20 protein-coding genes and 1 pseudogene are annotated in these 24,989 nt (G+C 58.5%); 12 read left to right on the forward strand and 9 right to left on the reverse strand.

All coding sequences use genetic code 11. The features are described 5' to 3' along the window. Positions 1 to 24 precede the first annotated feature (24 nt). Positions 25 to 2,742 (forward strand): RHS repeat-associated core domain-containing protein, encoded by a 2,718-nt coding sequence (locus tag JJD74_RS05190; RefSeq protein WP_200611917.1) that lies wholly within the window; start codon positions 25 to 27, stop codon positions 2,740 to 2,742. Between the two features lie 47 nt (positions 2,743 to 2,789). Here JJD74_RS05190 and JJD74_RS05195 read toward each other — a convergent pair whose 3' ends face one another. Continuing rightward, positions 2,790 to 7,517: an NEL-type E3 ubiquitin ligase domain-containing protein gene (locus tag JJD74_RS05195; RefSeq protein ID WP_200611919.1), complete on the reverse strand. Its 4,728-nt coding sequence runs from the start codon at positions 7,515 to 7,517 to the stop codon at positions 2,790 to 2,792. A 121-nt stretch (positions 7,518 to 7,638) separates the two neighbouring features. Here JJD74_RS05195 and JJD74_RS05200 point away from each other — a divergent pair, with 121 nt between their 5' ends. Continuing rightward, the gene (locus tag JJD74_RS05200) at positions 7,639 to 7,938 is read left to right on the forward strand and encodes a hypothetical protein (protein WP_200611922.1); all 300 of its coding nucleotides are present in this window, start codon (positions 7,639 to 7,641) and stop codon (positions 7,936 to 7,938) included. A gap of 5 nt (positions 7,939 to 7,943) precedes the next feature. After that, the gene (locus JJD74_RS05205; RefSeq protein ID WP_042560061.1) at positions 7,944 to 8,384 is read left to right on the forward strand and encodes a CBS domain-containing protein; all 441 of its coding nucleotides are present in this window, start codon (positions 7,944 to 7,946) and stop codon (positions 8,382 to 8,384) included. A gap of 69 nt (positions 8,385 to 8,453) precedes the next feature. Here JJD74_RS05205 and JJD74_RS05210 read toward each other — a convergent pair whose 3' ends face one another. After that, the gene (locus JJD74_RS05210; protein ID WP_047300678.1) at positions 8,454 to 9,077 is read right to left on the reverse strand and encodes a glutathione S-transferase; all 624 of its coding nucleotides are present in this window, start codon (positions 9,075 to 9,077) and stop codon (positions 8,454 to 8,456) included. A gap of 235 nt (positions 9,078 to 9,312) precedes the next feature. Here JJD74_RS05210 and JJD74_RS05215 point away from each other — a divergent pair, with 235 nt between their 5' ends. From JJD74_RS05215 to JJD74_RS05230, 4 genes are all read left to right on the forward strand, one after another. After that, positions 9,313 to 9,834 (forward strand): DUF3455 domain-containing protein, encoded by a 522-nt coding sequence (locus JJD74_RS05215; RefSeq protein WP_042560063.1) that lies wholly within the window; start codon positions 9,313 to 9,315, stop codon positions 9,832 to 9,834. A 155-nt stretch (positions 9,835 to 9,989) separates the two neighbouring features. After that, positions 9,990 to 10,517: a sigma-70 family RNA polymerase sigma factor gene (locus JJD74_RS05220; protein ID WP_042560064.1), complete on the forward strand. Its 528-nt coding sequence runs from the start codon at positions 9,990 to 9,992 to the stop codon at positions 10,515 to 10,517. Further along, complete coding sequence (locus JJD74_RS05225) at positions 10,514 to 11,206, forward strand: anti-sigma factor (protein ID WP_200611925.1); 693 nt, start codon at positions 10,514 to 10,516, stop codon at positions 11,204 to 11,206. The genes JJD74_RS05220 and JJD74_RS05225 overlap by 4 nt, the downstream gene beginning before the upstream one ends. Before the next feature lie 113 nt (positions 11,207 to 11,319). Beyond that, the gene (locus JJD74_RS05230; protein ID WP_200611928.1) at positions 11,320 to 11,916 is read left to right on the forward strand and encodes a hypothetical protein; all 597 of its coding nucleotides are present in this window, start codon (positions 11,320 to 11,322) and stop codon (positions 11,914 to 11,916) included. An 86-nt stretch (positions 11,917 to 12,002) separates the two neighbouring features. Here JJD74_RS05230 and JJD74_RS05235 read toward each other — a convergent pair whose 3' ends face one another. Then, the gene (locus JJD74_RS05235) at positions 12,003 to 13,094 is read right to left on the reverse strand and encodes a DUF1615 domain-containing protein (RefSeq protein ID WP_200611931.1); all 1,092 of its coding nucleotides are present in this window, start codon (positions 13,092 to 13,094) and stop codon (positions 12,003 to 12,005) included. A gap of 167 nt (positions 13,095 to 13,261) precedes the next feature. On the opposite strand from JJD74_RS05235, the pseudogene JJD74_RS05240 reads away from it, so the two are divergent. Beyond that, a pseudogene (locus JJD74_RS05240) lies at positions 13,262 to 13,579 on the forward strand (hypothetical protein); the annotation flags it as partial. Positions 13,580 to 13,847: 268 nt separating this feature from the next. On the opposite strand, the gene JJD74_RS05245 reads toward JJD74_RS05240, so the two are convergent. Together JJD74_RS05245 and JJD74_RS05250 are read right to left on the reverse strand one after the other, a co-directional pair. Beyond that, the gene (locus JJD74_RS05245) at positions 13,848 to 15,056 is read right to left on the reverse strand and encodes an MFS transporter (protein WP_200611934.1); all 1,209 of its coding nucleotides are present in this window, start codon (positions 15,054 to 15,056) and stop codon (positions 13,848 to 13,850) included. Between the two features lie 8 nt (positions 15,057 to 15,064). Continuing rightward, positions 15,065 to 15,832, reverse strand: coding sequence for an NAD-dependent epimerase/dehydratase family protein (locus JJD74_RS05250; protein WP_200611937.1), 768 nt, complete (start codon positions 15,830 to 15,832; stop codon positions 15,065 to 15,067). Positions 15,833 to 16,030: 198 nt separating this feature from the next. On the opposite strand from JJD74_RS05250, the gene JJD74_RS05255 reads away from it, so the two are divergent. Together JJD74_RS05255 and JJD74_RS05260 are read left to right on the forward strand one after the other, a co-directional pair. Further along, a complete protein-coding gene (locus JJD74_RS05255) occupies positions 16,031 to 16,906 on the forward strand; it encodes a LysR substrate-binding domain-containing protein (protein ID WP_200611939.1) in 876 nt (291 codons plus the stop codon). Between the two features lie 86 nt (positions 16,907 to 16,992). Beyond that, complete coding sequence (locus JJD74_RS05260; protein WP_200611942.1) at positions 16,993 to 18,528, forward strand: FAD-dependent monooxygenase; 1,536 nt, start codon at positions 16,993 to 16,995, stop codon at positions 18,526 to 18,528. A 130-nt stretch (positions 18,529 to 18,658) separates the two neighbouring features. On the opposite strand, the gene hemB is transcribed toward JJD74_RS05260, so the two are convergent. Beyond that, a complete protein-coding gene (gene hemB, locus JJD74_RS05265; RefSeq protein ID WP_047300672.1) occupies positions 18,659 to 19,633 on the reverse strand; it encodes a porphobilinogen synthase in 975 nt (324 codons plus the stop codon). Between the two features lie 245 nt (positions 19,634 to 19,878). Further along, positions 19,879 to 20,577: a glutathione S-transferase family protein gene (locus JJD74_RS05270; protein ID WP_042560071.1), complete on the reverse strand. Its 699-nt coding sequence runs from the start codon at positions 20,575 to 20,577 to the stop codon at positions 19,879 to 19,881. 343 nt (positions 20,578 to 20,920) lie between these two features. Here JJD74_RS05270 and JJD74_RS05275 point away from each other — a divergent pair, with 343 nt between their 5' ends. After that, a complete protein-coding gene (locus JJD74_RS05275; protein ID WP_200611945.1) occupies positions 20,921 to 21,595 on the forward strand; it encodes a histidine phosphatase family protein in 675 nt (224 codons plus the stop codon). Between the two features lie 362 nt (positions 21,596 to 21,957). Here JJD74_RS05275 and mnmH read toward each other — a convergent pair whose 3' ends face one another. Continuing rightward, positions 21,958 to 23,061, reverse strand: a complete 1,104-nt coding sequence (gene mnmH, locus JJD74_RS05280; protein WP_200611948.1) for a tRNA 2-selenouridine(34) synthase MnmH — start codon at positions 23,059 to 23,061, stop codon at positions 21,958 to 21,960. Continuing rightward, positions 23,061 to 24,095, reverse strand: a complete 1,035-nt coding sequence (gene selD / locus JJD74_RS05285; protein ID WP_042560074.1) for a selenide, water dikinase SelD — start codon at positions 24,093 to 24,095, stop codon at positions 23,061 to 23,063. The genes mnmH and selD overlap by 1 nt, the downstream gene beginning before the upstream one ends. A gap of 581 nt (positions 24,096 to 24,676) precedes the next feature. Here selD and JJD74_RS05290 point away from each other — a divergent pair. Beyond that, complete coding sequence (locus JJD74_RS05290) at positions 24,677 to 24,916, forward strand: DUF6124 family protein (RefSeq protein WP_042560075.1); 240 nt, start codon at positions 24,677 to 24,679, stop codon at positions 24,914 to 24,916. The last annotated feature ends 73 nt before the right edge of the window (positions 24,917 to 24,989 follow it).

The raw sequence follows: 24,989 nt of genomic DNA on the forward strand, positions 1-24,989 counted from the left end.
GCCTTGCGTCGAAGGAAATGAGAAATGGATCTCTCCGTTCATCGCCGAACCCCGTCAGTCAGCGTGAACGACGGCCGGGGTCTTCCTGTTCGTCAGATCGCCTATTTGCGAAAGGTGCCAGGGGCGGCCGCACAGTCGTTGATCACCCGGCAACGTCACGACGCCGCAGGCAGAGCAATAGAGCATTGGGATCCACGACTGTTCGCAACAGCGCCAAAAGCCAATTTGACGACCATTCATGACATGGCAGGCCAATCGCTGCAGCTCAACAGCGTCGATTCTGGCTGGAGCCTGAGTTTGCATGGTTTGGCTGGGGAAGTTGTCCGGCGTTGGGATGCCCGAGGGAATCGGTGGAGCAACCGCTACGACAATCGTTTGCGCTTGCAGGGCATCAAAGTGAACGACGGGCCTGAGATGGAGACCATGCGCTATGGCGCCGCCGATGCAGATGCCGAGAAAAACCTGCGCGGCCAATTGCTACACAAAGTCGATGCCTCAGGCTCTCTGGATTACAGCTCGTTCAGCCTCAATGCCCTGCCTCTGGAGGAAACCCGCACACTGCGTGATGCCGGTGTCTACACCACGCGTTGGCGCTACGGGGCCAACGGCGCAGCACTGAGCCAGACGGATGCAAGCGGCCATCAGCAATGCTCACGCTATGACGTCGGCGGACAACTCCAGCAGGTGACCCTGAAGATCAGCGGCGACGATGCTGTAAAAGACATCCTCAAACACGCCCGATACAACGCCGAAGGCGAGAAAATCGAACAAACCCTGGGCAACGGTGTGGTGTGCAATTGGGAATACGATGGCGCCAACGGTCGCTTGAATGGCATCAAGGCAGGTCTGCCCGGCGAGGCGTTGCGGCAAAATCTCGAATACAAATACGACAAGGTCGGCAATGTCATCAGTCTTCTGGATCGCACTGTTGACCCAGTGTTCTTTGCCAACCAGCTGATCGACGGCCAGCGCGACTTTAGCTATGACTCGCTCTATCGCCTGATCCGCGCTACCGGACATGACGCCCTCCCCCCGACCGGCATGCCTGGCCGTCCATTACCGAGCGATCCCAAAAACCGCCTCAATTACACCCAGACCTACGAATACGACACCGGTGATAACCTGGTCAAACTGGTTCACGCACGAGCAATCGGTGGCTACACCCAGCGCATGTTCATTGACCCGAACAGCAACCGTGGCGTGCGCTGGAAAGAAGGTGACTCACCGCCCGACTTCTCGACGCAGTTCGACGCTCATGGCAACCTGCAAGCCTTGCAACCCGGCCAGGGTTTGCAATGGAATGTCCTGGATGAACTGGCATCGGTCACGTTGATCGAACGCGAATCCGCGCTGCCCGACAAGGAAATCTATCGCTACAGCGGTGGCGCCCGAGTCTTCAAACACCAAGAGACTCAGGGCTCAACCAGGACGCACTTTCATCAGGTACGTTACCTGCCGGGCATCGAAATCCGCACTCGCGAAACGGGTGAAGAGTTGCACGTCATCACGTTGCCGAGCGTGATCGGCAACGTCCGCTGCCTGCATTGGCTCAGTGGCCGCCCAGGCGAAATCGTCAACGATCAACTGCGTTATTGCCTTGAAGACAGCCAGAGCTCCAGCCTGATCGAACTCGACCAGAACGCACGCCTGATCAGTCATGAACACTATTACCCGTTCGGGGGGACGGCCTCACTGGCCGCCAATTCGGAGCTGGAAGTCAGCTACAAAACGGTTCGTTATTCGGCTAAGGAACTGGATGACAGCGGACTTTATTATTACGGGCGACGCTATTACGCACCGTGGTTGCAGCGCTGGATAAGCGCCGATCCGGCGGGGGCGGTGGATGGGTGGAATCTGTATGCGATGGTGGGGAATAACCCGGTGAGTTTTGTTGATGAGTTCGGGTTGAATGACAAGTTGAACGAAAGAGTCAGTAGTCGAACAACGAGTATGATAAGTGCAGGAAACGAACCTGTTGATTCCAGACCAGCCAAGCAAAAGAGGCGATTACTTGAAAACCCTGATAGGCGGTTCACCAAAAAATACAGGAATACTCAAGCCGTAGCCCATGCTGGAGCTCTGATACCTGGCACAAGTTCAGACCAAGACATTATCGTCACTGACTTTTTTAATATTTCGCTGGAAAGCGCGAATTTCACAAAAAAGGAACATGGCTTCCATATCACAAGACAGATTGACAACAATCTGGACTCAAGCGAACTCGCTTCACTTGGGGTTTTCCAGGTTGACGACTTGAACGAATTTAAAAGCTACATGGCAAAGCTCTATATCAATCGGCTGGAGGACAAGAATCTGGCTGTAAAAATCTACAACGGGGAATCGTCAGAGCCTCAAAGCCTCAAAGGAATGGAATATGAAGTACCTCTTCTCCATGAGGTAACACTTGATCGCATGAAGCGTCACATAGAAGCCAGCAATAACCGAATACCCATGAGTCGCGGGCTTCCAGGAGCTCATGCGGAAGTGCAGGCAGCCAACGCAGCTCTTTATATCCAACAACATCTTACGGGCTCGACTAACCCGGCAGAGATCTCGATAGTGACCCAGAAAATGCAGCAAACTAAGCACGCACAGGCATTTGAAGCGTGCTACAACTGCACCGGCCAGTTGGTCGCGACTTACGGTGACGCTATTGTTCCCTTCAACGTACTATCGGGAGCCACAAATCAGGACCACGAACTTTGGACAAATCAACAGAGGACTCTCTCCGGGTGGCTATAAGTTTCAGGAACTAAAAAAAGGCCTGTTTCGGAAAACAGGCCGTTTTTTTATGCAGCTATCGACTGCTTTGATAATAGGCCTCGCGTCAATGCTTTCAGCAAAGCCTTACGTTCCTCGTTTAATCCGACAAGTTCGCGCTCATAAACTTGCTGCGAAACGGTGCCTGCCGAATACCGATCAAGCAACGCCTCCGCCTTCGCGTCGTACACCTGCGCATTCTGCTTAAACGCCTGCGTATACCTCCCTTTCAGATATTTACGCCAGAACCGCTGTTCGATCATTCGGTTGACCAATCCGTCCCCCGCCTCAAGCGACAACACCGTTTGATAAGCCTCGTCGATCTGCGTCTCACTGACTTCAGCGATGCTGCGAAACAACATTCCCCGTGACTGCCACGGCAACTCGAGCCGATCAGCCAGACCGGTCTGAAATGCCAGATAGACTTCCACTTCATCAATGCTGCCCGTGAATTCACCGTCCTCATCAAGTGCAATAAAAGCTTCACCAGCCTCCAGGCGGGTCTGGATGTTGGCGCGGGCAACGTCGTTAACCATGTCCAGGCGAGACTTGCCCTTCGCCAATTGCACCAGACTGGACTCGACCTGCTCGGGGCTGCCGGCCAGCCAGGCTTCATGGATCAGAACCTTGATCCCCATCTCATTGAAAATCTGTGCCCCGGCGTCCGCGCAAGAGTCAGGATTACTGGCCATGCGGAACAACTCTTCACGCAGTTGCGTGTTCTGTGTCGCGGCATCCAGCATTCGCCACACTCGCTCGGTCAGCGCCGGACGCGCCTCGTCGGCGATGTAGTCTGCTGACTCCGCGACTTTCTCCAGCACTTCAAAAAAACCCTGGGAATCAGGCTCGTGCTCCAACTCATCCCACACTGTTTGCTTGCGCTGACGCGGCTCGCCCGTGACGCCCTCCAGCCAATGCGCACTGGTCTGCTCGCCCTTCGGCGGATAACTGCGGGCGGGGTCGTAGCCCACTGAGCGCATATAGGCATGAAATTGTTCGCGGCCCTGATCGGACAGACGGTCACGACTCAAACGGGTGCGCGCTATCAATCGCGCCTGCTCCGAACCGGGTACTACCTGAGGAACCTGTTCGATTGGATTGCCTTGCAGCTCCAGATCAAATGCCCTTGAACGCGGTGCCGTGAACAGGCCTGTCGGCCATTGGGTAATCCCGGTGTCATGCAGATCGAGGATTTGCAGGTCTGCCATCGCACTGACATCCGGTGCCCGCGCCAGCATCGGATTCGCGCCCAGCCTCAATGTCTGCAAGCGGGTCAGACGGCTGAGTTCAGTGACGTCTCCGGCCGTCAGCGTCAGTTGATTGTTGCCCAGATCCAGTGTTTCCAAAGCGTGCAGATGGCCTACCCGACGAGGCAACGCGGTGAGGGAGTTTTCGCTCAGGTTCAGGACCTTCAATTTGGGGAAGTAGCCGAGGAACTGGCTGATATCAATGCGCAACTGCGCATGACGAAATTGCAGCTCGCTGACGTGCGCAAACTCAACGTCAAGCGTCGGCAGGTACTCAAGAAAATCACTGGTCCAGTGAAAATCCAGATCCAGCGTGTAGCCACCCTCTCCCGCCGTTTCAGCGGCCTGCCAGCATTGGCTGAGAGCCTTGGCGAAACGCCGTTTGTGAAAACGCTGATCCATCGGCAGCAACTCGCCGCGCTCGATTGCCACCCAGTCATCAAGGGTTTTCTGCAGATGTTTGAACGCCAATTCCCGCTCCCGGATGAGCCGTAAAGCGTCGGCAGGTGTTCCGGATGCTCGCACAAACTCATTGAAGTTAGCCGTGGTGGCCCGCGGATAGAGGCTTTTGAACCGATCCTCCGGACTCGACTCACCGCCCGTGCCTAATAGCCGTTCAGTGATCAACGTGTAGCCTGGATTTTGGGGTTTTTCGACGGCGATTCTAAGCGGTGAGTCGTCGAGCAGATCGCGCAGTTCTGTACGGTTTATGGATGATTGCTGAAGGTTGCTGCGCAGGCGCTGACCTTCACCGATGCCAAGCCCCAGACTGTCGCGTTCGGCATCCGGCAATGCCTGCAACACCGCGTCATAAAAATCACCCGCGCCTTGCAGGCTATTGCCCTGCGCGTCGTAGGGCTGGAACTGGTTCTGCACCGTGCGCAACAGTACTTTGCGAACGGGTGCCGAGGTCGGTCCGACGCTGTCGATCAGCAGTCCGTCGAACGATTGGTTGCGAATTTCGATCAATACCTGCGGCGACCAGCCCGGTAACTTTTCCAGACTGTGCAATGCCAATCGGTAGCTGTCGAGATTGGCATTAGCCGGCAGGTACAGCCCCTCCCAGGCCCGGGTCGTGCGCCATTCACGCATCGCTTCACGGGCAGCCTGCTTCAAGCGCAAGGACAATTGTCCCTGCTCGCTGGCCAACTGCTTTTCTGCTGGCAAGACATCCGTCAGTACATTGCTCACAAGCTCGTTCGGCAGCTGGGGAAACTCGTTGCGCAGCAACACGCTTTCGGCAGAAGGCACGGCAGTCGGCACCTCCTGCCATTTGACGTGGCTATCCACCAACGCTGTTCTTTGCGTCCTTGCCGCCTCGACGATCAAGGCGCGCAGCCTCGCAGCACGCACGTTCGCAGCGATGACGCCACGACCAAACTCTTCTTCCAGCAACACTTTGATGTCCTGCTCGCTCAACAGGGACAACAGCGTGGCGGACAGGTCTGCGACGATGCCGTGGTCGAGCTGCAAATTGATCGGCGTTTTACCTGCCAGTGATGACGATTGCCACAGCACGTTGCCTTGCTCATCGAGCCATCGCAGCGAGAGCTTTTCAGGCCATTGTTTGTGCCCCGTCAGCAACTGCAGTTGCATCCGCACATCGGCCTTCCCATGGATCTGCAAGTCGTCACTGGCAAGCTGTGCAATGAACGTTTCAATGGACTGATCGGCAGTAAAACGCTTGATCGTCGCCGCCAGCATCGCGGGCGGCTGTTCACGTTCAACGTGCAGTTTGCGCAATGTCGACTCATCCACGCCGCTGACGATGCGGATCTGTTCCAGCGACTGTTCGGAAAAACCGTCGACCTGATGACCGAGACGCCGCATCAACTGACTCCCCTGCCAGGCCTGAGGTTGTTCGGCTTCATGCACCCAGGCGCCAGCACCGTTATGGCTGAGTCGGGGGGCATAGGCATCGCTGCGCTGCGGATGCTGGATGCGGTAATCATCCGATCCGGGCTCCGGGCGAATAACAAACGTTTCGCCCTCCAGCGGTAACACCTGCCGATCGGACTGACGATAAATGCCCATGGCGTCAGGCCGGGCCGATTCACTCAAGTCCACCGACTGTGAATAGCGCCGCAGATCCGAATCCCATAACCGCGAGCGACCATCCGCCATATCGACAATTTTCATGCGGCCGATCAAGGGCGACGCCTTGGGCGAGACCACCGCCCCCACCAGTTGACCACCCACCAGGAACGCACCGAGCTGAATCAGGCTTTCCACCACGCCGAGCACATGTTCGAACGCCTCAGTACGCAGTCCTTGAGCCCACTCGACAATCCCTTCGAACGTTTCATCCAGTAACTGGTAGGCGGTATACGCAAGCATCAATTCACCCAGACCAGGTACAAACGGCGCGGCGACAAATGCTCCCACCTCCAGCACGGTCAGCGCGACGTTAAGGAAGCTGTCCCAGCGAGCCCAGCGTGTTTTGGCGTCCTCATCGCCAGTGGGGACTGCCCGCGTTCGAGCATCGGCGAACAAGGTGTTCAACTTCTGCTGAAACTGGTGAAACCAGAACTCACCCTTGATTCGCGCATACCCGATCTGCAGAGCAGGTTTCAGAACAGGCGCTGGGCGCCAGGCCGGCAGTTGCTGAAAAGGAACCGGTGCATGCCATTGCAGTTTTGATAGCCGATTGTTGAGCTGAAAAAAGAACTGGCCTCGGTGCTGATGCGGCACGAACCGGCTGAAGAATCGCTGGTACTCAGGTGAGCGCAGCTGTCGTGTCAGCTCGGCGACGAACTGGGTCGAAGACGCATACCGCTTCAGCGGATGCTCGGGATGGTGGGGGACATAGGCAATGACCGGAACAGTCGTTGAACTGTGCTCAAGATCGGCGCAGACCAGCACAATCCCTGGCAACTCGACGCCCATCATCGTCAATGCATGGCAGTGGACTGCCCGCCCGTTCCAGAAAAACCGTCGATCTCCCGCAGCCCACCTCTCTACCAGGCGATGAGCGTCGTGATCAATATCGCCTTTGAGCAACGCCAGCCCATTGCACAGGCGCAGGGTGCTCTTCTCGTTAGCCTCGACCTTTATTTTCAGGACGGCGCTGGCAACGGGATTGGCCTGATCGAAAAAGTCTTCGAGATATTTCTGATAAGCAGCACCTGCGTCCAGCTCCCGGCACAACGCGGTAAAAGCCGCGACGGACATTCTGGCCTTGATCGGCACAACGTCGAATTCTCCGGAGGCCGAAGGTCGGGTAATAAAGCCGCTCGCCTGGTCGTAATATTCTGGTCGAGTCTCTTTCAATTCAAAATTGTGCAGACAGCACTCGAGCAGGGTCAGGGTGCGCACCTCGAAGCCCCCCGTCATCCCGGTCGAACGGTAAAGCCTTAGACACGTCGAGCTGACGTCTACGGTGATGTCATAACGGTCTTTCAGCGCAGCGGTCAGTAACCCATGGGCAAACGCTTCGACTTCGGTCAGCCGCGCGAAGACCTTGTCCACTGCCTGCCGGGCAGTCCAACTCGCTGCAAGGGCGCTTTTCATCTGGTCGCGTTGCGTTGATGAAGCAGAGTGAAACCAAGGCTGGTCTGGCACTGTGGCCTGCTTTAACGCGTCCCTGTGCAGTGCGGTGCTGTTCAATAGCCAGTCTGGAACATTCCCGGCAATGAAGCTGAACGTGGCATTGCCAGCCAGAGAATCCGGCAGCGATGGCACGATATTTTTGTTGCTCAAATTCAAGCCAGGCATCGAAATTTTCATCCATGAAATTCAGATGCCCGAGTCTATCCAAGACGCAGAAACGCCATCGCGCCCTTCTGTATCAAGACGTGCACACGCAATGAAGCGGCCACGTTTGGAAAAAAACGGCCAAATGACGTTTTTTGCGTGCTATCTGCCGCTTTGCCACCTTGCCCTGCGCGCCAGCGTCTACGATGCTTGGATAACAACGACAACACCTGAGTAACCGCCATGAAGACCGTCGCCCAACTGCTCAAGCTCAAAGATCAGAAAAACCAGGAAGTGCACCAGATCAAGCCAGATCACATGGTGCTTGAAGCGCTGATGAAGATGGCCGAGAAAAACGTCGGTGCCCTGCTGGTGGTGGAAGACGACAACGTGGTCGGCATCATCAGCGAGCGCGATTACGCGCGCAAACTGGTGCTGCATGGCCGCTCATCGGTGGGCACGCCGGTTCGCGACATCATGGTGGCGAACGTCATTACCGTTGATACCCACCAGACCGTCGACACCTGCCTGAGCATCATGTCGGACAAGCGCCTGCGCCACTTGCCCGTGGTGGAGAACGGCAAGTTGATTGGCTTGCTGTCGATTGGTGACCTGGTCAAGGAAGCGATTGCCGAACAAGCCGAACTGATCAAACAACTGGAGCAGTACATTCGCGGGGAGTGATCTCCCGAAACACCACGATCCCCTGTAGGAGTGAGCCTGCTCACTCCTACTACTGGATTTACCGTGTGTTCACACGGGCCAATGCCGCGCAAACACCGGCGCCAGCACCGGATGTCGATCAATGCGCTGCAACCACGCATAAAATCCCGGCCGGGTCTGACGCAAATGCTCGCGGCTGCCCGCCCAGCGCGTCACCACCGCCGCCAGCACATCCAGCGCACCCGGTGTTTCGTCGTCCAGGTACAGCTCGGCGGAAAACTGGTCGGCAAACACTTCCCAGCTCCAGTGCAATCGCTGGCGAGCGCCGGCGATCAGGTTCTGTTGCGACGCTTCGTCGGGCATCACCAGCCAGCGCTCGGGGTAGTCGACGACGCCGATGGCCGCGTAGCAGTTGCTGACAATGTAGACCAGACCGCGAATGGCCTGATCGCGTTCGTCCGCCTTGGCCGGCAGCAAACCCGATTTGGGAAATGTCAGGCCCAGATGAATCAGAATCGCCGCGCTCTCGGTGAGCACGCTGCCATCGGGCAATTGCAGGGTCGGGATCTGCTTCAGGGGATTGAGCTTCGCCAGATCCTCGGCGGCTTCGGTACTGGCTTCGATATCAATGAAGCGAAAAGCGATCTGACACAACTCCAGCGCCGCTTCGATGGCGGCTGCGCCTGAGTTGCGATGTCCGTAGAGCTGATACATATCCCCTCCTCAATCCCCGACAGGCCTCTGATGTAGCACTATTTATAGCTGTTGTATCCGATTTGGCCCGATTTTCCCATGCACTCGTACCTGCAAATCAAACCTCGCAAGAAAGCGCTGGCGGTGATTAAAAAATATTTTTCAGTCACTGCATCCAAACCCCTCCGTCACGGGTAGTCCCTGTAACAGCCCTCCTCGGCTGTCAGCGGTTTACCCTTTTTGGAGAAAGACACTGATGAACACCACACAGCTGATCTGCTTCACCGGTTTGCTCGCCGTCACCTCGACGACCTTCGCCCAAAGCAACTATCCGGACGCCATCAAAGTTCCGGAAGGCCACAAGATCGCGTTGGAAACCACCGGGGTGGGCGAGATCACTTACGAATGCCGCGACAAGCCCAACGCTGCCGGACAGACCGAGTGGACCTTCGTCGGCCCGAAAGCGGTGCTCAATGATCGCAGCGGCAAGCAGGTCGGCACCTATTTCGGTCCGCCAGCCACCTGGCAGGCCAAGGACGGTTCGAAAGTCACCGGTACGCAATTGGCCGTGGCGCCGTCGACTCCGGGCAACCTGCCCTATCAACTGGTCAAGGCCAACCCTGCCGAAGGCAAAGGCGCAATGACCGGCGTCAGCTACATCCAGCGCGTCGCGCTCAAGGGTGGCGTGGCGCCAGGCAGTGCCTGCACGGCGGATAACAAGGGCAAGCAGGAAGTGGTGAAGTATCAGGCGGATTACATTTTCTGGGCAGCGAACTGACGTTACAGGCCTGACACAAAACCTGTGGAAGCGGGCGTGCCCGCGATAGCGGTGGATCAGTGAAGTAGAAATTGGCTGACACGACGCCATCGCGGGCAAGCCCGCTCCCACAAGGTTCTGTGTGCAGAAGTTAAATGTCAGCTAGATTGCACCACATGACCTTGCCTGAAACCGAATTCGATTATGAAGCCCGTCTCGCTGCCTGTGCCCGCGGCGAGCGTTCTGCCCTGCGCGATTTGTACGTGCAGGAAGGCCCGCGCCTGCTCGGTGTGGCCAAACGGCTGGTGCGCGACACGGCGCTGGCGGAGGACATTGTCCATGACGCATTTATCAAGATCTGGAACGGTGCTGCGGGGTTTGACGCTTCACGGGGTTCAGCGCGTGGCTGGATGTACAGCGTGACGCGGCATCTGGCGTTGAATCAACTGCGTGATCACCGTCGGGAAACGCCGTTCGACGAAGACCACGAAGTGCTCGACGAGACCTTCAACGCGCAGGATCATTCGGCGCGCATCCATCGCTGCCTGGAACAACTCGACCCACAGCGTCGGCGCTGCATCCTCCACGCCTACGTCGACGGCTATACCCACGCGCAAATTTCCACGCGCCTCGGCACGCCGCTCGGCACGGTCAAGGCCTGGATCAAACGCAGCCTCAACGCCTTGCGGGAGTGCATGGGATGACCACTGAATCGGCGCAGGAACGCGATGAACTGGCGGGAGAATACGTGCTCGGCACGCTCTCTGCCGAACAGCGAATCGAGGTGCAGAAACGCCTGCCACATGAGCCTGATCTGCGTGCGGCGGTGGATGCCTGGGAACGGCGCTTGCTGGAACTGACGGATTTCGCCTCGCCGCAACAACCGTCAGCGCTGCTGTGGCCGCGGATCAATCGCAGCATTGATCGACTCACGCAGCCAACACCTTCAACCTCATGGTGGAACCTGCTGCCGCTGTGGCGCGGTTTGAGCGCTGCCGGCCTGGCCGCCACATTGGTGTTGGGCGCGATGCTGCTGACCCAGACCACACCGAAACCGAGTTATCTGGTGGTGCTGGTCGCGCCGCAGGACAAGGCTCCGGGCTGGGTGATCCAGGCGAGCAATTCGCGGGAAATCCAGCTGATTCCCTTGGGTATGATGGACGTGCCCGCGGACAAGGCGCTGGAGTTCTGGACCAAGGCTGACGGCTGGCAAGGCCCGGTATCGCTGGGGTTGGTCAAACCGGGGCAGGCGCTCTCGGTGCCCCTGGACAAGTTGCCGCCGCTGGAAGCGAATCAGCTGTTCGAGTTGACGCTTGAAGGGGCGAACGGTTCGCCAATCGGCAAGCCGACCGGGCCGATTCAGGCGATTGGCCGGGCAGTCAAAGTCCTCTGAATCAATCATCATTGCCGTCGATGTTCACCATCACGGCAATGAAGTTCTCTTAAAAAATCTCCGGCGTAACATCTGCTCCATACCAACCCAATAACACCCCGGAGCACACCATCATGAAACGCCAAACTCTTCTCAGCATCGCTTTCTCGGTTTTCGCAGTTAACGCTTTTGCCGCTACCCCGGCTCACACGATGATCGCTGCTGATGGCGCAGATCGTGTGCACCAGAGCACCATCGCCGCTGACGGCGCCGATCGCGTCAAAGGCAACACCATCGCTGCTGACGGTGCTGATCGTGTCAAAGGCAACACCATCGCTGCTGACGGTGCTGATCGTGTCAAAGGCAACACCATCGCCGCTGACGGTGCTGATCGTGTCAAAGGCAACACCATTGCCGCTGACGGCGCCGATCGCGTCAAAGGCAACACCATTGCTGCTGACGGTGCTGATCGTGTCAAAGGCAACACCATTGCCGCTGACGGTGCTGATCGTGTCAAAGGCAACACCATCGCTGCTGACGGTGCTGATCGTGTCAAAGGCAACACCATCGCTGCTGACGGTGCTGATCGTGTCAAAGGCAACACCATCGCTGCTGACGGTGCTGATCGTGTCAAAGGCAACACCATTGCCGCTGATGGTTCGGATCGCCTGAATGGCAACCGTGTCGCTGAAGGTGGTGCAGATCGTCTGAACGAACTTCGTAACGCTTGAATGAATGGCGTTAATCGCAACAACCCAGAGAAACCCGGCTCCCGTAGCCGGGTTTTTTATGTCTGGTTTTTTTATGTCTGGGAAAGTTATCCGGCCTTGGCCATGCAGCGTTTGTAGCGCTCGTCCACACGTTTGGCGAACCACGCGGTGGTCAGTTTGCGGGTGATTTTCGGGCTCTGCAGGACGATCCCCGGCAGCACCGCCCTTGGCAGCGATTTGCCTTCGGCCTTTTCGGCCAGTGCAAAAACCTCTCGGTACAGCTTGGTCTCTTCAAATTCCAGGGTTTTGCCCTTCTCCAGTTGATCGCGAATGGTCGGATTGCGCATGCCCAATGACTTGCCAAGGGTACGCACCGCCAGCTCCGTGCCGCCGGGCATGATCGAGTCGTAGCGGATCAGGTCGCCATCCAGTGCCAGCGGGATACCCGATGCGCGGCTGACCGCATTCTGAAACGCCGCATTGCGGCTGGCGTACCAACCGGCGTTGAAGTCGGCGAAGCGATAGAGCGGCTCGCGGTAGCTCACGGGGTAGCCGAGCAAATGCGCGATGCCGAAATACATGCCGCCGCGACGGCTGAACACTTCGCGGCGGATCGTGCCGTCGACGGGGTACGGATAGTCCTTGGCGTGCTGCTCGGCAAATTCGATGCTGACCTGCATCGGCCCGCCGGTGTGCACCGGGTTGAAGCCGCCGAACAGCGTGCGGCCCATTGGCACCATGCCGATGAACTCGTCAAAAATGGCACTCAATTCCTTTTCACTGCGCGCCGCCTGCAAGCGCTCGCTGTAGGTTTTGCCATTGGAGGAGCGGACCTGCAAGGCGCCGCTGACCAGCAAGCCGGGGATGTGGACTTTGCCGGCACGACGGTCGATTTCGTCGCGGGCGATCTTGCCCAGGCCCGGCACTGTCGGATCGGCTTGAAAGGTTGATTCCTGCTCGGTAACGGCCAGCACCGAACACAGGTTTTGCGTGGTCGGGCTGATGTCCTGTGCAGCGAATGCCACGTAAATATCAGTCGCCCAGCCCTGGCGGTCAGCGATTTTCGCCGGCATCAGGCGCACGATCTCAGCCTTCACTTCGGCCGCAGGACGCGGGGCGGGCTCGCCATTGCGCTGGCTGGCGCAACCGGCCAGCACCAGCATTGCCGCGAGGGTGATCAGTAATCGAGGGGTGTGCATGTTGCTTCATCCAGTCCGTTGAGGCGGGTTCACCATACGTTCAATAGCCCAATCTGAACACTTCCCCCTATCGAGCTACGACGAATCGATCACCACGCCGGTCTACGGCATCGTGTTCAAACCGTGGGACTACGTGTCGTTCTACGCCAACCACATCGGAGGCCTCGCCCGGCCTGCAAGGCGTAGCGCTGAACGCGTGGATGCTGCGCACCGGCGGGCAATACGACGACGCGGCCAACAACCTCAGCCTGCCGACCTGGAACCGCTTTGACGCGGGTGCGCGTTATGCCTTCAAGGTCTCGGAGAAAGACGTGACGGTGCGTCTGGGCGTGGAGAACCTGGCCAACAAGATGTATTGGGAATCGGCGCAGGGTGGATATCTGACGCAAGGTGAGCCGCGCGTGGCGAAGTTGTCGGGCCAGAATGCCCACGGCCGGACGTTCATGATGAGCGCCAAAGTAGTCAATGCCCTGGCAATCATGTAACTGGACGGCGTGCCTGATCACGGAAAACCAGGGGTTCTCATGCTCTACAGCCTGTCCCTTTACCCGCCACTGTGCCGACGGGTTGTGTTTCGATTCATCGTCCATTGATGAGTTTCCCTGGGTTTTGCATGCGAAAGCGTGCCACCGGGCACTGCGCAGCGGCGCTACATTACTGCCATGCGAGGACACTGGAAATATGCCGGCAATGCCCGTCCTTGAGGCTTTTACCCGGACCAGGAATCGCAAGCGATTCCTGGTGATTCGAGGCTCAAACAGTGGCTGGCGAATAACTCAACAAGCGCCGGTCGCGACTCAGGAACATACCCAGCACCATCACCAGCGTGATCAAGGAAATGCCCGCCGCCACCAGGGTGATCGAGTTCAGCGGCATGCCGGCATCGATCACTCGGCCACCGACCCACGCACCGATCGCATTACCCAGGTTGAACGCACCGACGTTCAAGGTCGACGCGTAGTTGGCCGACTCGCCCGCCACGCGGATGATCATCGCTTGCAGGAGCATGCCGACCGAGAACGACAGACAACCCCACACCGCCATATTGATCACGGCCGGATAAACGAAGTGGCTGGTCCAGAAGAAGCTCACCAGCGCTGCAATCAATGCCAGCAAGGTCAGCACCAGCGAGCGGGTCAGGCTCCAGTCCGCCAGGCGACCACCAAGCAACCCGCCGATGGTGATACCGACACCACAGACCAGCAGCGCGACACTGGCGAACTTGGGCTCGACATGGGTGACGTCTTGCAGGATCGGCACGATGTAGGTGAAGAACGCGAACATGCTGGCCGAAGCCATCACGCTGGTCATCAGGCCCAACCAGATGATCGGGCGCTTCATCCCTTCCAGATTGGCGCGCGTCTGTTGCTTGTTGGCACCCGCACGCGCAGGCACCAGGTACCAGACCATCAACAACGAAATCAGACCAAGCGCGACCACACCCAAAAACGTGGTACGCCAGCCGTAGACCTGACCCACCAACGAACCCACCGGCACACCGAGCACGTTGGCCAGCGTCATGCCCGTGAACATCAGCGTCATCGCCCGGCCTTCCTTGCCCGGCGGGGCGATACGCGACGCAAGCACCGCAGCCATGCCGATGAACGATGCGTGACTGAACGCGGTAAATATCCGGGCCACAATCAACGAGGTGAAGTCCGGCGCGATCATGCAGGCGACGTTGCCGATGGTGAAGATCGCCATCAGGATCAGCAGCGCGCGTTTTTCTTCCATCTTGCCGACCAGCATCGCCAACAGCGGGCCACCGACCACCACGCCCATGGCGTAACCCGAGACCAGATAACCGGCCGAGGGAATCGAAACCCCAAGGTCCGCTGACACTTGCGGCAGCAGGCCCATGATGATGAATTCGGCGGTGCCGATTGCAAAAGCGGCGATGGCCAGAGCGAATAGCGGCCAACTCATCACGCGCTCATCTTTGTTGCGCAGGTTTGCATTCATGGCGACGCTCATTGCGCAACTCCCACTCTGTGACTGTCACGAATCCACGAAAGAACATCGGAATGTTGTGGCTCCCAGCCAAAATCCCGGGCTTTCTGGCCGCAGACCCGAATGTTCGAGCCCAGACCGTATTCGGCTTCTTCCGGGTCGTGAGCGCAGCATTCACTCAAGATGTATTCCATAGACACCGATTGCGTGCGACCGCCGAAACCGAGCTTTTCGCTGATGCCGACTCCGTGTTCGAACGCCAGACGCGTCAACAGCGGAATCTGGATCGAATCCTTGTGCAGCCCGCGCCCTTCACCGAACACCATCGTCGGGCACACCACCAGGGTGCGCAGGCCTTGCTGGCCGGCCATGCGGATCGCGTTATCAATAGCCACCCGGCCTACGTTTTCCAGGCGTGGACGCGGCTGCGATAGCTCTGTCCATTGTTGGTCGGAACCCGCCCCCTCGGCACGATCACCGATGACGCTGGTGCCGCTGTAATGAATCAGGGTCTTGCTGGTGCCGCGCAAACTCTGCAACAGCGTGGAGACCACGTAAGCGTTATCGGAGTTGGCCGCGTTGACGATCAGATCCGCCGCGAGTGCCTGCTTCTTGATGATTTCGGTGTCATACAGCGTCCCCAATACCGGAATGATCCCCAGTCGGCCGACCTCTTTGGCCTGATGTGCCGAACGCACCAGGCCAGACACTTGATATCCACGGTCGATCAACGCCATGGCCATCGACCCACCGATGTAACCGGTAACGCCCGTCACAAATGCTTTCAAAATGGCGACTCCTGTCGTCCTGAACCAGAAAAAATCATGTTCATCCATGAACGGTGCACGTCCCTGATGCGCTGCCTTGCTGTCGCAGACCGATCAACATTGCAGGCGCTGTGAAGGTTAATGGCATAGGCATTGCGGAAAAAGCAGGTTACCGTTCCGGTCTGTCCGGTCGCTGATGTCCGCAATCAAGGAAGTGTCATGCTCGAATCCGTTGCCGCGTTTTCCGTGTTTGTGCAAGTCGCCGAGTTACGCAGCTTTGTCGCCGCTGGCAGAGCGTTGGGTGTCTCGGCGTCAGCGATCGGCAAACGCATTTCGCGGTTGGAGGAAAGCCTCGGTGTGCAGCTGTTTCAGCGCAGTACCCGGAGCATCGCCCTGACGCCGGAAGGTGAAAAACTGTTGGAGCGCAGCCGGCGGATTCTTGATGAAATCGAGGAAATCCAGACCGAGCTGAGCAGCGCCGCCGACCTGCCCCGAGGTCGTCTGAAGATCAGTCTGGCGCCAATCAGTGACGTGTTTCTCGATCATCTGGCGCATTTCAACGAGCGCTACCCCGAGATCGAGCTGGAACTGGACTACGCCGAGCGCAACGTTGACATTATCCAGGAAGGATTCGACGCGGCCATCCGCGTCGGCGAGGTGGCCGACAACAACCTGCGGGCACACCCGATGGGCCACTTTCGTCGCTTGATCGTCGCCTCCCCGACTTATCTGGAGCGGCACGGCACGCCTACCCGACCGGAACAATTGCCTGAACACAAACTGTTGCACTATCGCTCGCCCAACTCCGGCAAGGTCGAGCCATGGCCGCTCAACGATTGCGGCGAGCTGTACTTGCCCACTTCAATTGTCTGCAACGACATCAATACCCGCATCGATTTTGCCCTCAAAGGCCTGGGCATCGCCTGCCTGCCGGACATCTCGATCCGAAAACCGCTGGCTGACGGACGGCTGACCCCCATGTTGCTGGCGCACTCGGCCAATGCCACGCCGATTCACGCGCTCTGGCCGCATGCGCACCAGTACACCTCGCGCCAAAAAGCCTTTATCGACTTCATCAAGACTGTCGATTTCTGAGCAACACTGCACTGGCGTCAGCAGCTGCGATGGGCTTCACTTAAAGCTCATCCTTTGCACCCTGCCCTGCGCGGAAAGTGGCCATCATGAACCGCAGCGACGTCCTGATCATCGGTGCCGGCCCCACCGGGCTGGTGCTGGCCCTGTGGCTGAGCAAGTTCGGCGTGCAGGTGCGCATCATCGACAAGACAGCCGCACCCGGCACCACTTCCCGGGCGCTGGCGGTGCAGGCGCGAACGCTGGAGCTGTATCGGCAACTGGGCCTGGCCGAGACCATCGTGCGCAACGGTCATCAGGTGGCGGCGGCAAACTTCTGGGTCAATGGCAAACCGGTCGCACAGTTGCCGCTTAACCGTATCGGCGAAGGCCTGACGCCTTACTCTTTCGTCGAAATCTTCCCGCAGGACCAACATGAACAGCTTTTGATCGAGCGTCTCGAAGACTATGGCGTGCGCGTCGAGCGCGAAACCACGCTGGAAAGTTTCGAGGAAACCAGCGACGGCGTCACCGCCCATTTGCGCCTGCCCGATGGCGAGCAGGAAATCTGCCAGGCCTGCTATCTGGCAGGTGCAGACGGGGCGCGGTCGGTGGTGCGCAAAAACCTCGACGCCGGTTTTCCCGGTGGCACTTATCAGCAGATTTTCTATGTGGCGGATGTCCAGGCCAGCGGCCCGGCGCTCAACGGCGAGTTGCATCTGGATCTGGACGAAGCCGACTTTCTCGCGGTGTTTCCACTGGCCGGCAAAGGCCGCGCGCGATTGATCGGCACCGTGCGTGACGAACGTGCGGAGCGTGCCGAAACGCTGGAGTTTTCTGATGTCAGCAGCCGCGCCATCGAACACCTGAAAGTGCACATCGAGGACGTCCACTGGTTTTCCACCTACCGCGTGCACCACCGCGTGGCCGAGCATTTTCGCGGCGGGCGGGCGTTTCTGCTCGGCGACGCGGCCCATGTGCACAGCCCGGCGGGCGGTCAGGGCATGAACACCGGCATCGGCGATGCGATCAATCTGGCGTGGAAACTCGCTGCAGTCCTCAGTGGCGGTGCCGAGGCGAAACTGCTCGACAGCTACGAAACCGAACGCATCGCCTTCGCCCGGCGACTGATCTCCACCACCGACAAAGTGTTCAGTTTCGTCACGGCCGAGGGGCGCATGGCCGATCTGTTGCGCACGCGGCTGGCACCGTTTCTGATTCCCAGGATGGCGTCGTTCGAGGCGAGTCGCGAATTCCTTTTTCGCACGGTCTCACAAGTCACCCTCAACTATCGTGGCATGCCGCTGAGTCAAGGCACGGCCGGCCATGTCCACGGTGGCGATCGCTTGCCGTGGGCACATGACGGTGAGGGAGATAATTACGAACCACTGCGCCAGCCGTGCTGGCAGGTGCATGTGTATGGCGACACCAGCGACGAAATGCTCGCCTGGTGCCTTGAACATCATTTGCCGCTGCACGTGTTCGACTGGCGACCGGCGTTTGAAACGGCAGGATTGGCGCGCAACGGTTTTTACCTGTTGCGCCCGGACACCTACGTGGCGATTGCCGATAGCAGCGCCGATCCGAAGGTGATTGAGCGCTACTTCCGCGACCAAGGAATCCGGCCATTTTTCGCCTGTTCCTGAGACGCACGAACACCACAGAAACCTGTGGGAGCTGGCTTGCCAGCGATGAGGTCAGCACAGCCAAAACCAGTCTCGACTGAACCACCACTATCGCTGGCAAGCCAGCTCCCACCTTTTGTTGCCGTGTGGCTTAGATCCCGGCCAGCGCCAGATCCATCGCGAAATACGTGAAGATCAGATCCGCCCCCGCACGCTTGATCGCGCCCAGGCTCTCGCGCACCACGCGATCCTCATCAATCGCTCCGGCCTGCGCGCCGAACTTGATCATCGCGTACTCGCCGCTGACCTGATACGCCGCCAGCGGCAGGTTCGAGGCCTCGCGGATGTCGCGGATGATGTCCAGGTACGCACCGGCTGGTTTGACCATCAGCGCATCGGCGCCTTCCTGCTCGTCGAGCAACGATTCGCGCAGAGCCTCGCGGCGGTTCATCGGGTTCATCTGATAGCTTTTGCGGTCGCCTTTCAACGCGCTGCCGCCGGCCTCGCGGAACGGGCCGTACAACGCCGAGGCGAATTTGGTCGAATACGCCATGATCGGAATCTGGGTGAACCCGGCCGCGTCCAGTGCCTGGCGAATCGCCCGCACCTGACCGTCCATCGCCGCCGACGGCGCAATCACATCAGCACCGGCACGGGCAGCAGCAACGGCCTGTTTGCCGAGGTTGATCAGCGTCTGATCGTTGTCGACTTCATGGTTGTGCATCACGCCGCAGTGGCCGTGATCGGTGTATTCGCAGAAGCAGGTGTCGGACATCACGATCATTTCCGGCACGGCGTCCTTGGCGATGCGCGACATGCGCGAGACCAGGCCCTCTTCGCGCCAGGTGTCGCTGCCGTTGCTGTCCAGATGATGGGACACGCCGAAGGTCATCACCGACTTGATGCCGGCGCGGGCATAGCGCTCGATTTCGCTGGCCAGTTTGCGCTCGGGAATACGCATCACACCGGGCATGCTCTTGATCGGCACGAAGTCATCGATCTCTTCCTCGACGAAAATCGGCAGCACCAGATCATTCAGGCTGAACTCGGTTTCCTGGAACAGACTGCGCAGGCTCGCATTGCGGCGCAGACGGCGGGGACGTGCTTCGGGGAACTGACTGGACATGGGGCTTTCCTGAAAACGGAAGATGAGACGAAAGTCGTAGGGGGCGAAGCTTATGCCTTGCGGGCGTTGGCGTACAAACCTGGATCAATCAAGACAGCATTACTGAGTGCGTAATAATCTTTCAGGCACACCCTGAAACCCTGTGGGAGCTGGCTTGCCAGCGATGACGGCGGCAGGGTCGACATGAATGTTGCCATTTCCACCGCTATCGCTGGCAAGCCAGCTCCCACAGGGTTGTGTGTCAATCAGGAAGGGATCGTTAAACCACGGATTACCGCAGGCCGTGCCAGAAAACGCTCCAGCACCCGGGTGACATTCGGGAAGTTGCTGATGCCCACCAAGTCACCGGCCTCATAAAAGCCAATCAAATTGCGCACCCACGGAAACGTCGCGATATCGGCAATGGTGTAACGCTCGCCCATGATCCAGTCGCGACCTTCCAGTCGACCGTCGAGCACCTTGAGCAGACGTTTGCTCTCTTCGACGTAACGATCACGCGGGCGCTTGTCCTCGTAATCCTTGCCGGCGAATTTGTTGAAAAAACCGAGCTGGCCAAACATCGGGCCGATGCCGCCCATCTGGAACATCAGCCACTGCAGGGTTTCATAGCGCAAGGTGCCCTCCTGCGCGAGCAACTGGCCGCTCTTGTCGGCGAGGTAAATCAGGATCGCGCCAGACTCGAACAACGGCAGCGGCTGATCTTCGGGGCCGTGGGGATCAAGAATCGCCGGGATCTTGTTGTTCGGGTTCAGCGAGAGGAACTCCGGGGACAACTGATCATTGGTATCGAAACCCACGCGGTGCGGCTCGTAAGGCAGGCCGATCTCTTCAAGCATGATCGACACCTTGACGCCGTTGGGTGTCGGCAAGGAATAGAGCTGAATCCAGTCAGGGTACTGCGCCGGCCATTTCTGGGTGATCGGGAACGCGGACAGATCGGTCATGGGAAGCATCCAGTCACAAATTAAAGCCCGATCATAATGTAGGAGCTGCCGCAGGCTGAGATCTTTTGAGCTTGAGCGTTTCACCAGGATCAAAAGATCGCAGCCTTCGGCAACGCCTACAGGAACCGTAACATTCAGTGATTATTCTCTGCCAATGCCGTGAGTGCTTGCCATTAGAGTGCCGCGCACGCTTGCGAATCGAACCAAAGGGCCTCAGGGGACTCTGAGCTATGCCCTTGTTGCAGAGGAAGCGCTTTATGACATGGAAAACACCCGGTGCTGGGAGCCTGCGGTGTAAAGGTTTGTCAGCCTTAACCGAACACGCTGAAGACCTTTTTATTTCATGTCGAATTTGATGAGTTTCGCCAAACGCTTCAAACATCGCGCCTACGTTGCCCTGCCCTCCCTGTTGGCGGTCAGCGCGTTGTTTCTGTCGCTTGAATCCAGCGAAAGCCGTGCACAACCGGTGGACGGCACCCAGACCCTGGTGTTCCTGCGCCACGCCGAAAAGCCTGAAGGTGGCCTCGGCCAGCTCAATTGCCAGGGCTTGAACCGAGCCATTGACCTGTCGACGTTGCTGCCGGAGAAATTCGGCGCTGCCGACTACGTGTTCGCCGCCAATCCGACGCGCAATGTCGAGGAAGGCGAGTTGGACAACTCCTATAGCTATATTCGCCCGCTGATGACCATCAGCCCCGCCGCCATCAAGCTCGGCCTGCCAGTGAACATCGAATTTTCGGCCAATGACACCAGCGATCTGGCGCGCGAACTGCTGGAGGACAAGTATCACAACTCCACCATCTACACCGCGTGGTCCCACGGCTATTTGCCGGAACTGATCAACAAGGTGGCCGGGAATGCCGTCGGCGAAACACAGTCCATCACCGAGGACTGGGCGGGCAGCGACTTCGATTCGCTGTACGTGCTGACCCTGACGTGGCACAACGGCAAGGCCAGTTTGCAGAGCCACAGCTACAAGCAAGGGCTGGATAACGGCAAGGCCACCTGCCCGACTTGAGTTTTCGGGTGCCTATTCGGCCCTCATCGCTGGCAAGCCAGCTCCCACAGGTTTTGAATGCACAACGAATGCTGTGAAAGGCTGGATGATGGCTGGGACACTTGCCTGACTTGAGTCTTCTACTGTCAGTGATGGCCTCATCGCTGGCAAGCCAGCTCCCACAGGTTTTGAATGCACAATGAAGGCTGTGGAAGGCTGGATGATGGCTGGGACACTTGCCTGACTTGAGTCTTCTACTGTCAGTGATGGCCTCATCGCTGGCAAGCCGGACTCCCGCATGTTTGGAGTGATGCGCATATTTGCGGTACCCCCACGACACTGTGGGAGCTGGCTTGCCAGCGATGAGGCCGGCAAACATGCCATCAGGCTTTCTGATTCACCCGCTCGCGCAGATACTCGATAACCGCCTCACGCTCCCCGGCAAACTCGATACGCCCGCCCTTCTTCTCGCGCTGAAACACATACATCGGATCGTAATACTCACGCAGCAACCCCTCGATCCAGCCGCGATGCAGATCCACCGCACCACTGCGGGCCTGCTCTGCCAGCGCCGCTTCCATCGAATCGAACAGCCGCCGATGGCGCTCGCCACCCAGGCGTTTCTGCACGTTGTTCAGGCTCTCCAGCAGCCGCTCTGCGAACAGCGCAAAACCTTCCTCGCCATGCACCGATGCAAACTCGGCAGACAGATCGACCACGTAATCACGCAGAATCCGCTCCACGCGATCCTCGAAACTGTCTTCCAGCCAGACCATCGGGTACTGCTGCATGCCCTGATACATCGCCAGCGGCAAGGCGCAACTGCCGACCACCCGACTCTCGTCCTCCAGCACAAACTGCTCGATACCGGCATCACGCTTCTTGAGGATGTCGATGGCCAAGCGGTTCTCGAAATCGATGTTCGACGGCTGCGCGGTGGCGCGTTTACCGAAACTGGAGCCGCGGTGATTGGCGTGCCCTTCCAGATCCAGGCCATTACGCAATTGCACCAGCACTTCAGTCTTGCCGGTGCCAGTCATGCCGCCCAGCAAGACGAAATCACACTGCGCGATGGCTTGTTCAGTGGTGTCGATAAGGAAGCTGCGCATCGCCTTGTAACCGCCGCCTACGCGCGGATAGTCAATGCCGGCTTCGTCGCGCAGCCATTGTTGGGTGATCTGCGAACGCAACCCGCCGCGGAAGCAATAGAGGTAACCGTCGGGATGGGCCCGGGCGAAATCCGCCCAGGCCTGAATGCGCTCGGCCTTCACCGCACCGGACACCATTTGATGGCCCAACTCGATGGCGGCCTGCTGGCCGTGCTGCTTGTAGCAGGTGCCGATTTTCTGCCGCTCGATGTCATTCATCAACGGCAGATTGATCACGCCAGGGAACGCGCCTTTGTGAAACTCGACCGGCGCGCGAGCGTCCATCAGCGGCCAATCGTTGAGGAAAATATCGCGGTAATCGGTGCAGTCGCGGAGCATCAAATCACCTCGACTGCGTTCGTCTGTCGCTCGACCAATTCGCCAATTGGCGCCAGGTTCAAGCCCAGTTCGGCGGCGACGGCGAGGAACTCGTCATTGCCTTCAGGCGTTACCGCGATCAACAGACCGCCGCTGGTTTGCGGGTCGCAGAGCACACGCTTGTGCAGCTCCTGCACGCGGCCAACCTTGCTCGAATAACTGTCGAAGTTGCGCAACGTGCCGCCGGGCACACAGCCCTGCTCGAGGTAATACTCGACGCTGTCCAGACGCGGCACACGGTCGTAGGCGATGCGCGCCGTGAGCTGGCTGCCGTCGGCCATTTCCACCAGATGCCCGAGCAGGCCGAAACCGGTGACGTCGGTCATCGCCGTAACGCCAGCGAGTTTGCCGAAGCGGCTGCCGGGTTTGTTCAGCGTGCACATCCAGTCGCGAGCGACGCCGACGTCGGCAGGACGCAACTTGCCTTTCTTTTCGGCCGTGGTGAGGATGCCGATGCCCAGCGGTTTGGTCAGGTACAGCAGGCAACCGGCGGTGGCGGTGTCGTTGCGCTTCATGTGGCGTTTTTCCACCAGACCGGTCACCGCGAGACCGAAAATCGGCTCTGGCGCATCAATCGAATGCCCGCCCGCCAACGGAATGCCTGCGGCGTCGCACACCGCACGCCCGCCACGGATCACTTCCCGTGCCACTTCCGGCGCCAGCACATTCACCGGCCAGCCGAGTATCGCAATCGCCATCAACGGATCACCGCCCATCGCATAGATGTCGCTGATCGCGTTGGTCGCGGCAATGCGCCCGAAGTCGAATGGATCATCGACGATGGGCATGAAGAAGTCCGTGGTCGAAACAACACCGCGCTCGGCATCGATCTCGTACACCGCCGCGTCATCACGCGAGGCGTTGCCGACCCACAGTTTCGGGTCAAGGTTCTGCGCGCCGCTGCCGGCCAGAATCACCTCCAGCACCTGCGGGGAAATCTTGCAGCCGCAACCGGCACCGTGACTGTATTGGGTGAGGCGAATCGGCTCGCTCATGGGAAAGAGTCTCTGGCAGGGAATGGGGCGGATTCTAGCAGAGCGCGGCTGACAATTTTTCTGCTGACTGTCAGGGTGCCGTCATGAGCAAGCTCGCTCCCACCTCAGATTGCTCAGACCCACTGTGGGAGCGAGCCTGTTCGCGAAGGCTATTGAGCAGTCAATGAGCACTTCATTGCAAAGCGCAGAAAGTGTCCTGATGAAAAATCATCCGCCACTGCTCGACAGTTCCTACACCGATTTCACTGGTTACATGTTTGGGCTACGGCAGGTTGCGTCTTTGCCTACAACAACGCCAGAATCGGCCGGCTTGTGTGCATGGTGGGTGGCCTCTATCGTTTGCCCGTCTCTGAAAATATCTCAGCGAACGGGCTTGGCGGCTCGGATTCCCTGTTCATACGAGCAACCCTGAATGAGTGGCGATGCTTTCTTGTCCTCACACATCTGTCATGGCGGGTTGCACAAGGATTCCCTCGGGAATGCCGGTTTTTCGTGTGAGCCGGTCCGCCAATCTTGTGTAGTCCGCCACCCAATCTGCTTGGCGGCAGAAGGTGGTCTCTTTATTCACACGGAGATTCATCATGATCAAGCCAAGTCCAAATCCCCCCAGCACCATGTTCATGGTCGCCCCCGACATCGACACCGAATCTCTCCTCGCCAATACCTGTGAATCATTGGCGTCTGCCAAAGTGATGCTGACTGAATTTGCCGCCGTGCTGAATGGCCCTAACCGCAGCATCGTGCTGGGCATTGCCCAGATCGTCATGCTCGGTGAACTTGCAGTGAACCGGGCCTTGGACAATATCGACCCGCAGCAGTAAAGAACGAAAGATCGCAGTCTGCGGCAGCTCCAGGAAAACGCGAATTCCCGTGTAGGAGCTGCCGCAGGCTGCG

It is taken from the genome of Pseudomonas sp. MF6776 (assembly GCF_016613125.1).
GTDB lineage: Bacteria > Pseudomonadota > Gammaproteobacteria > Pseudomonadales > Pseudomonadaceae > Aquipseudomonas > Aquipseudomonas iridis.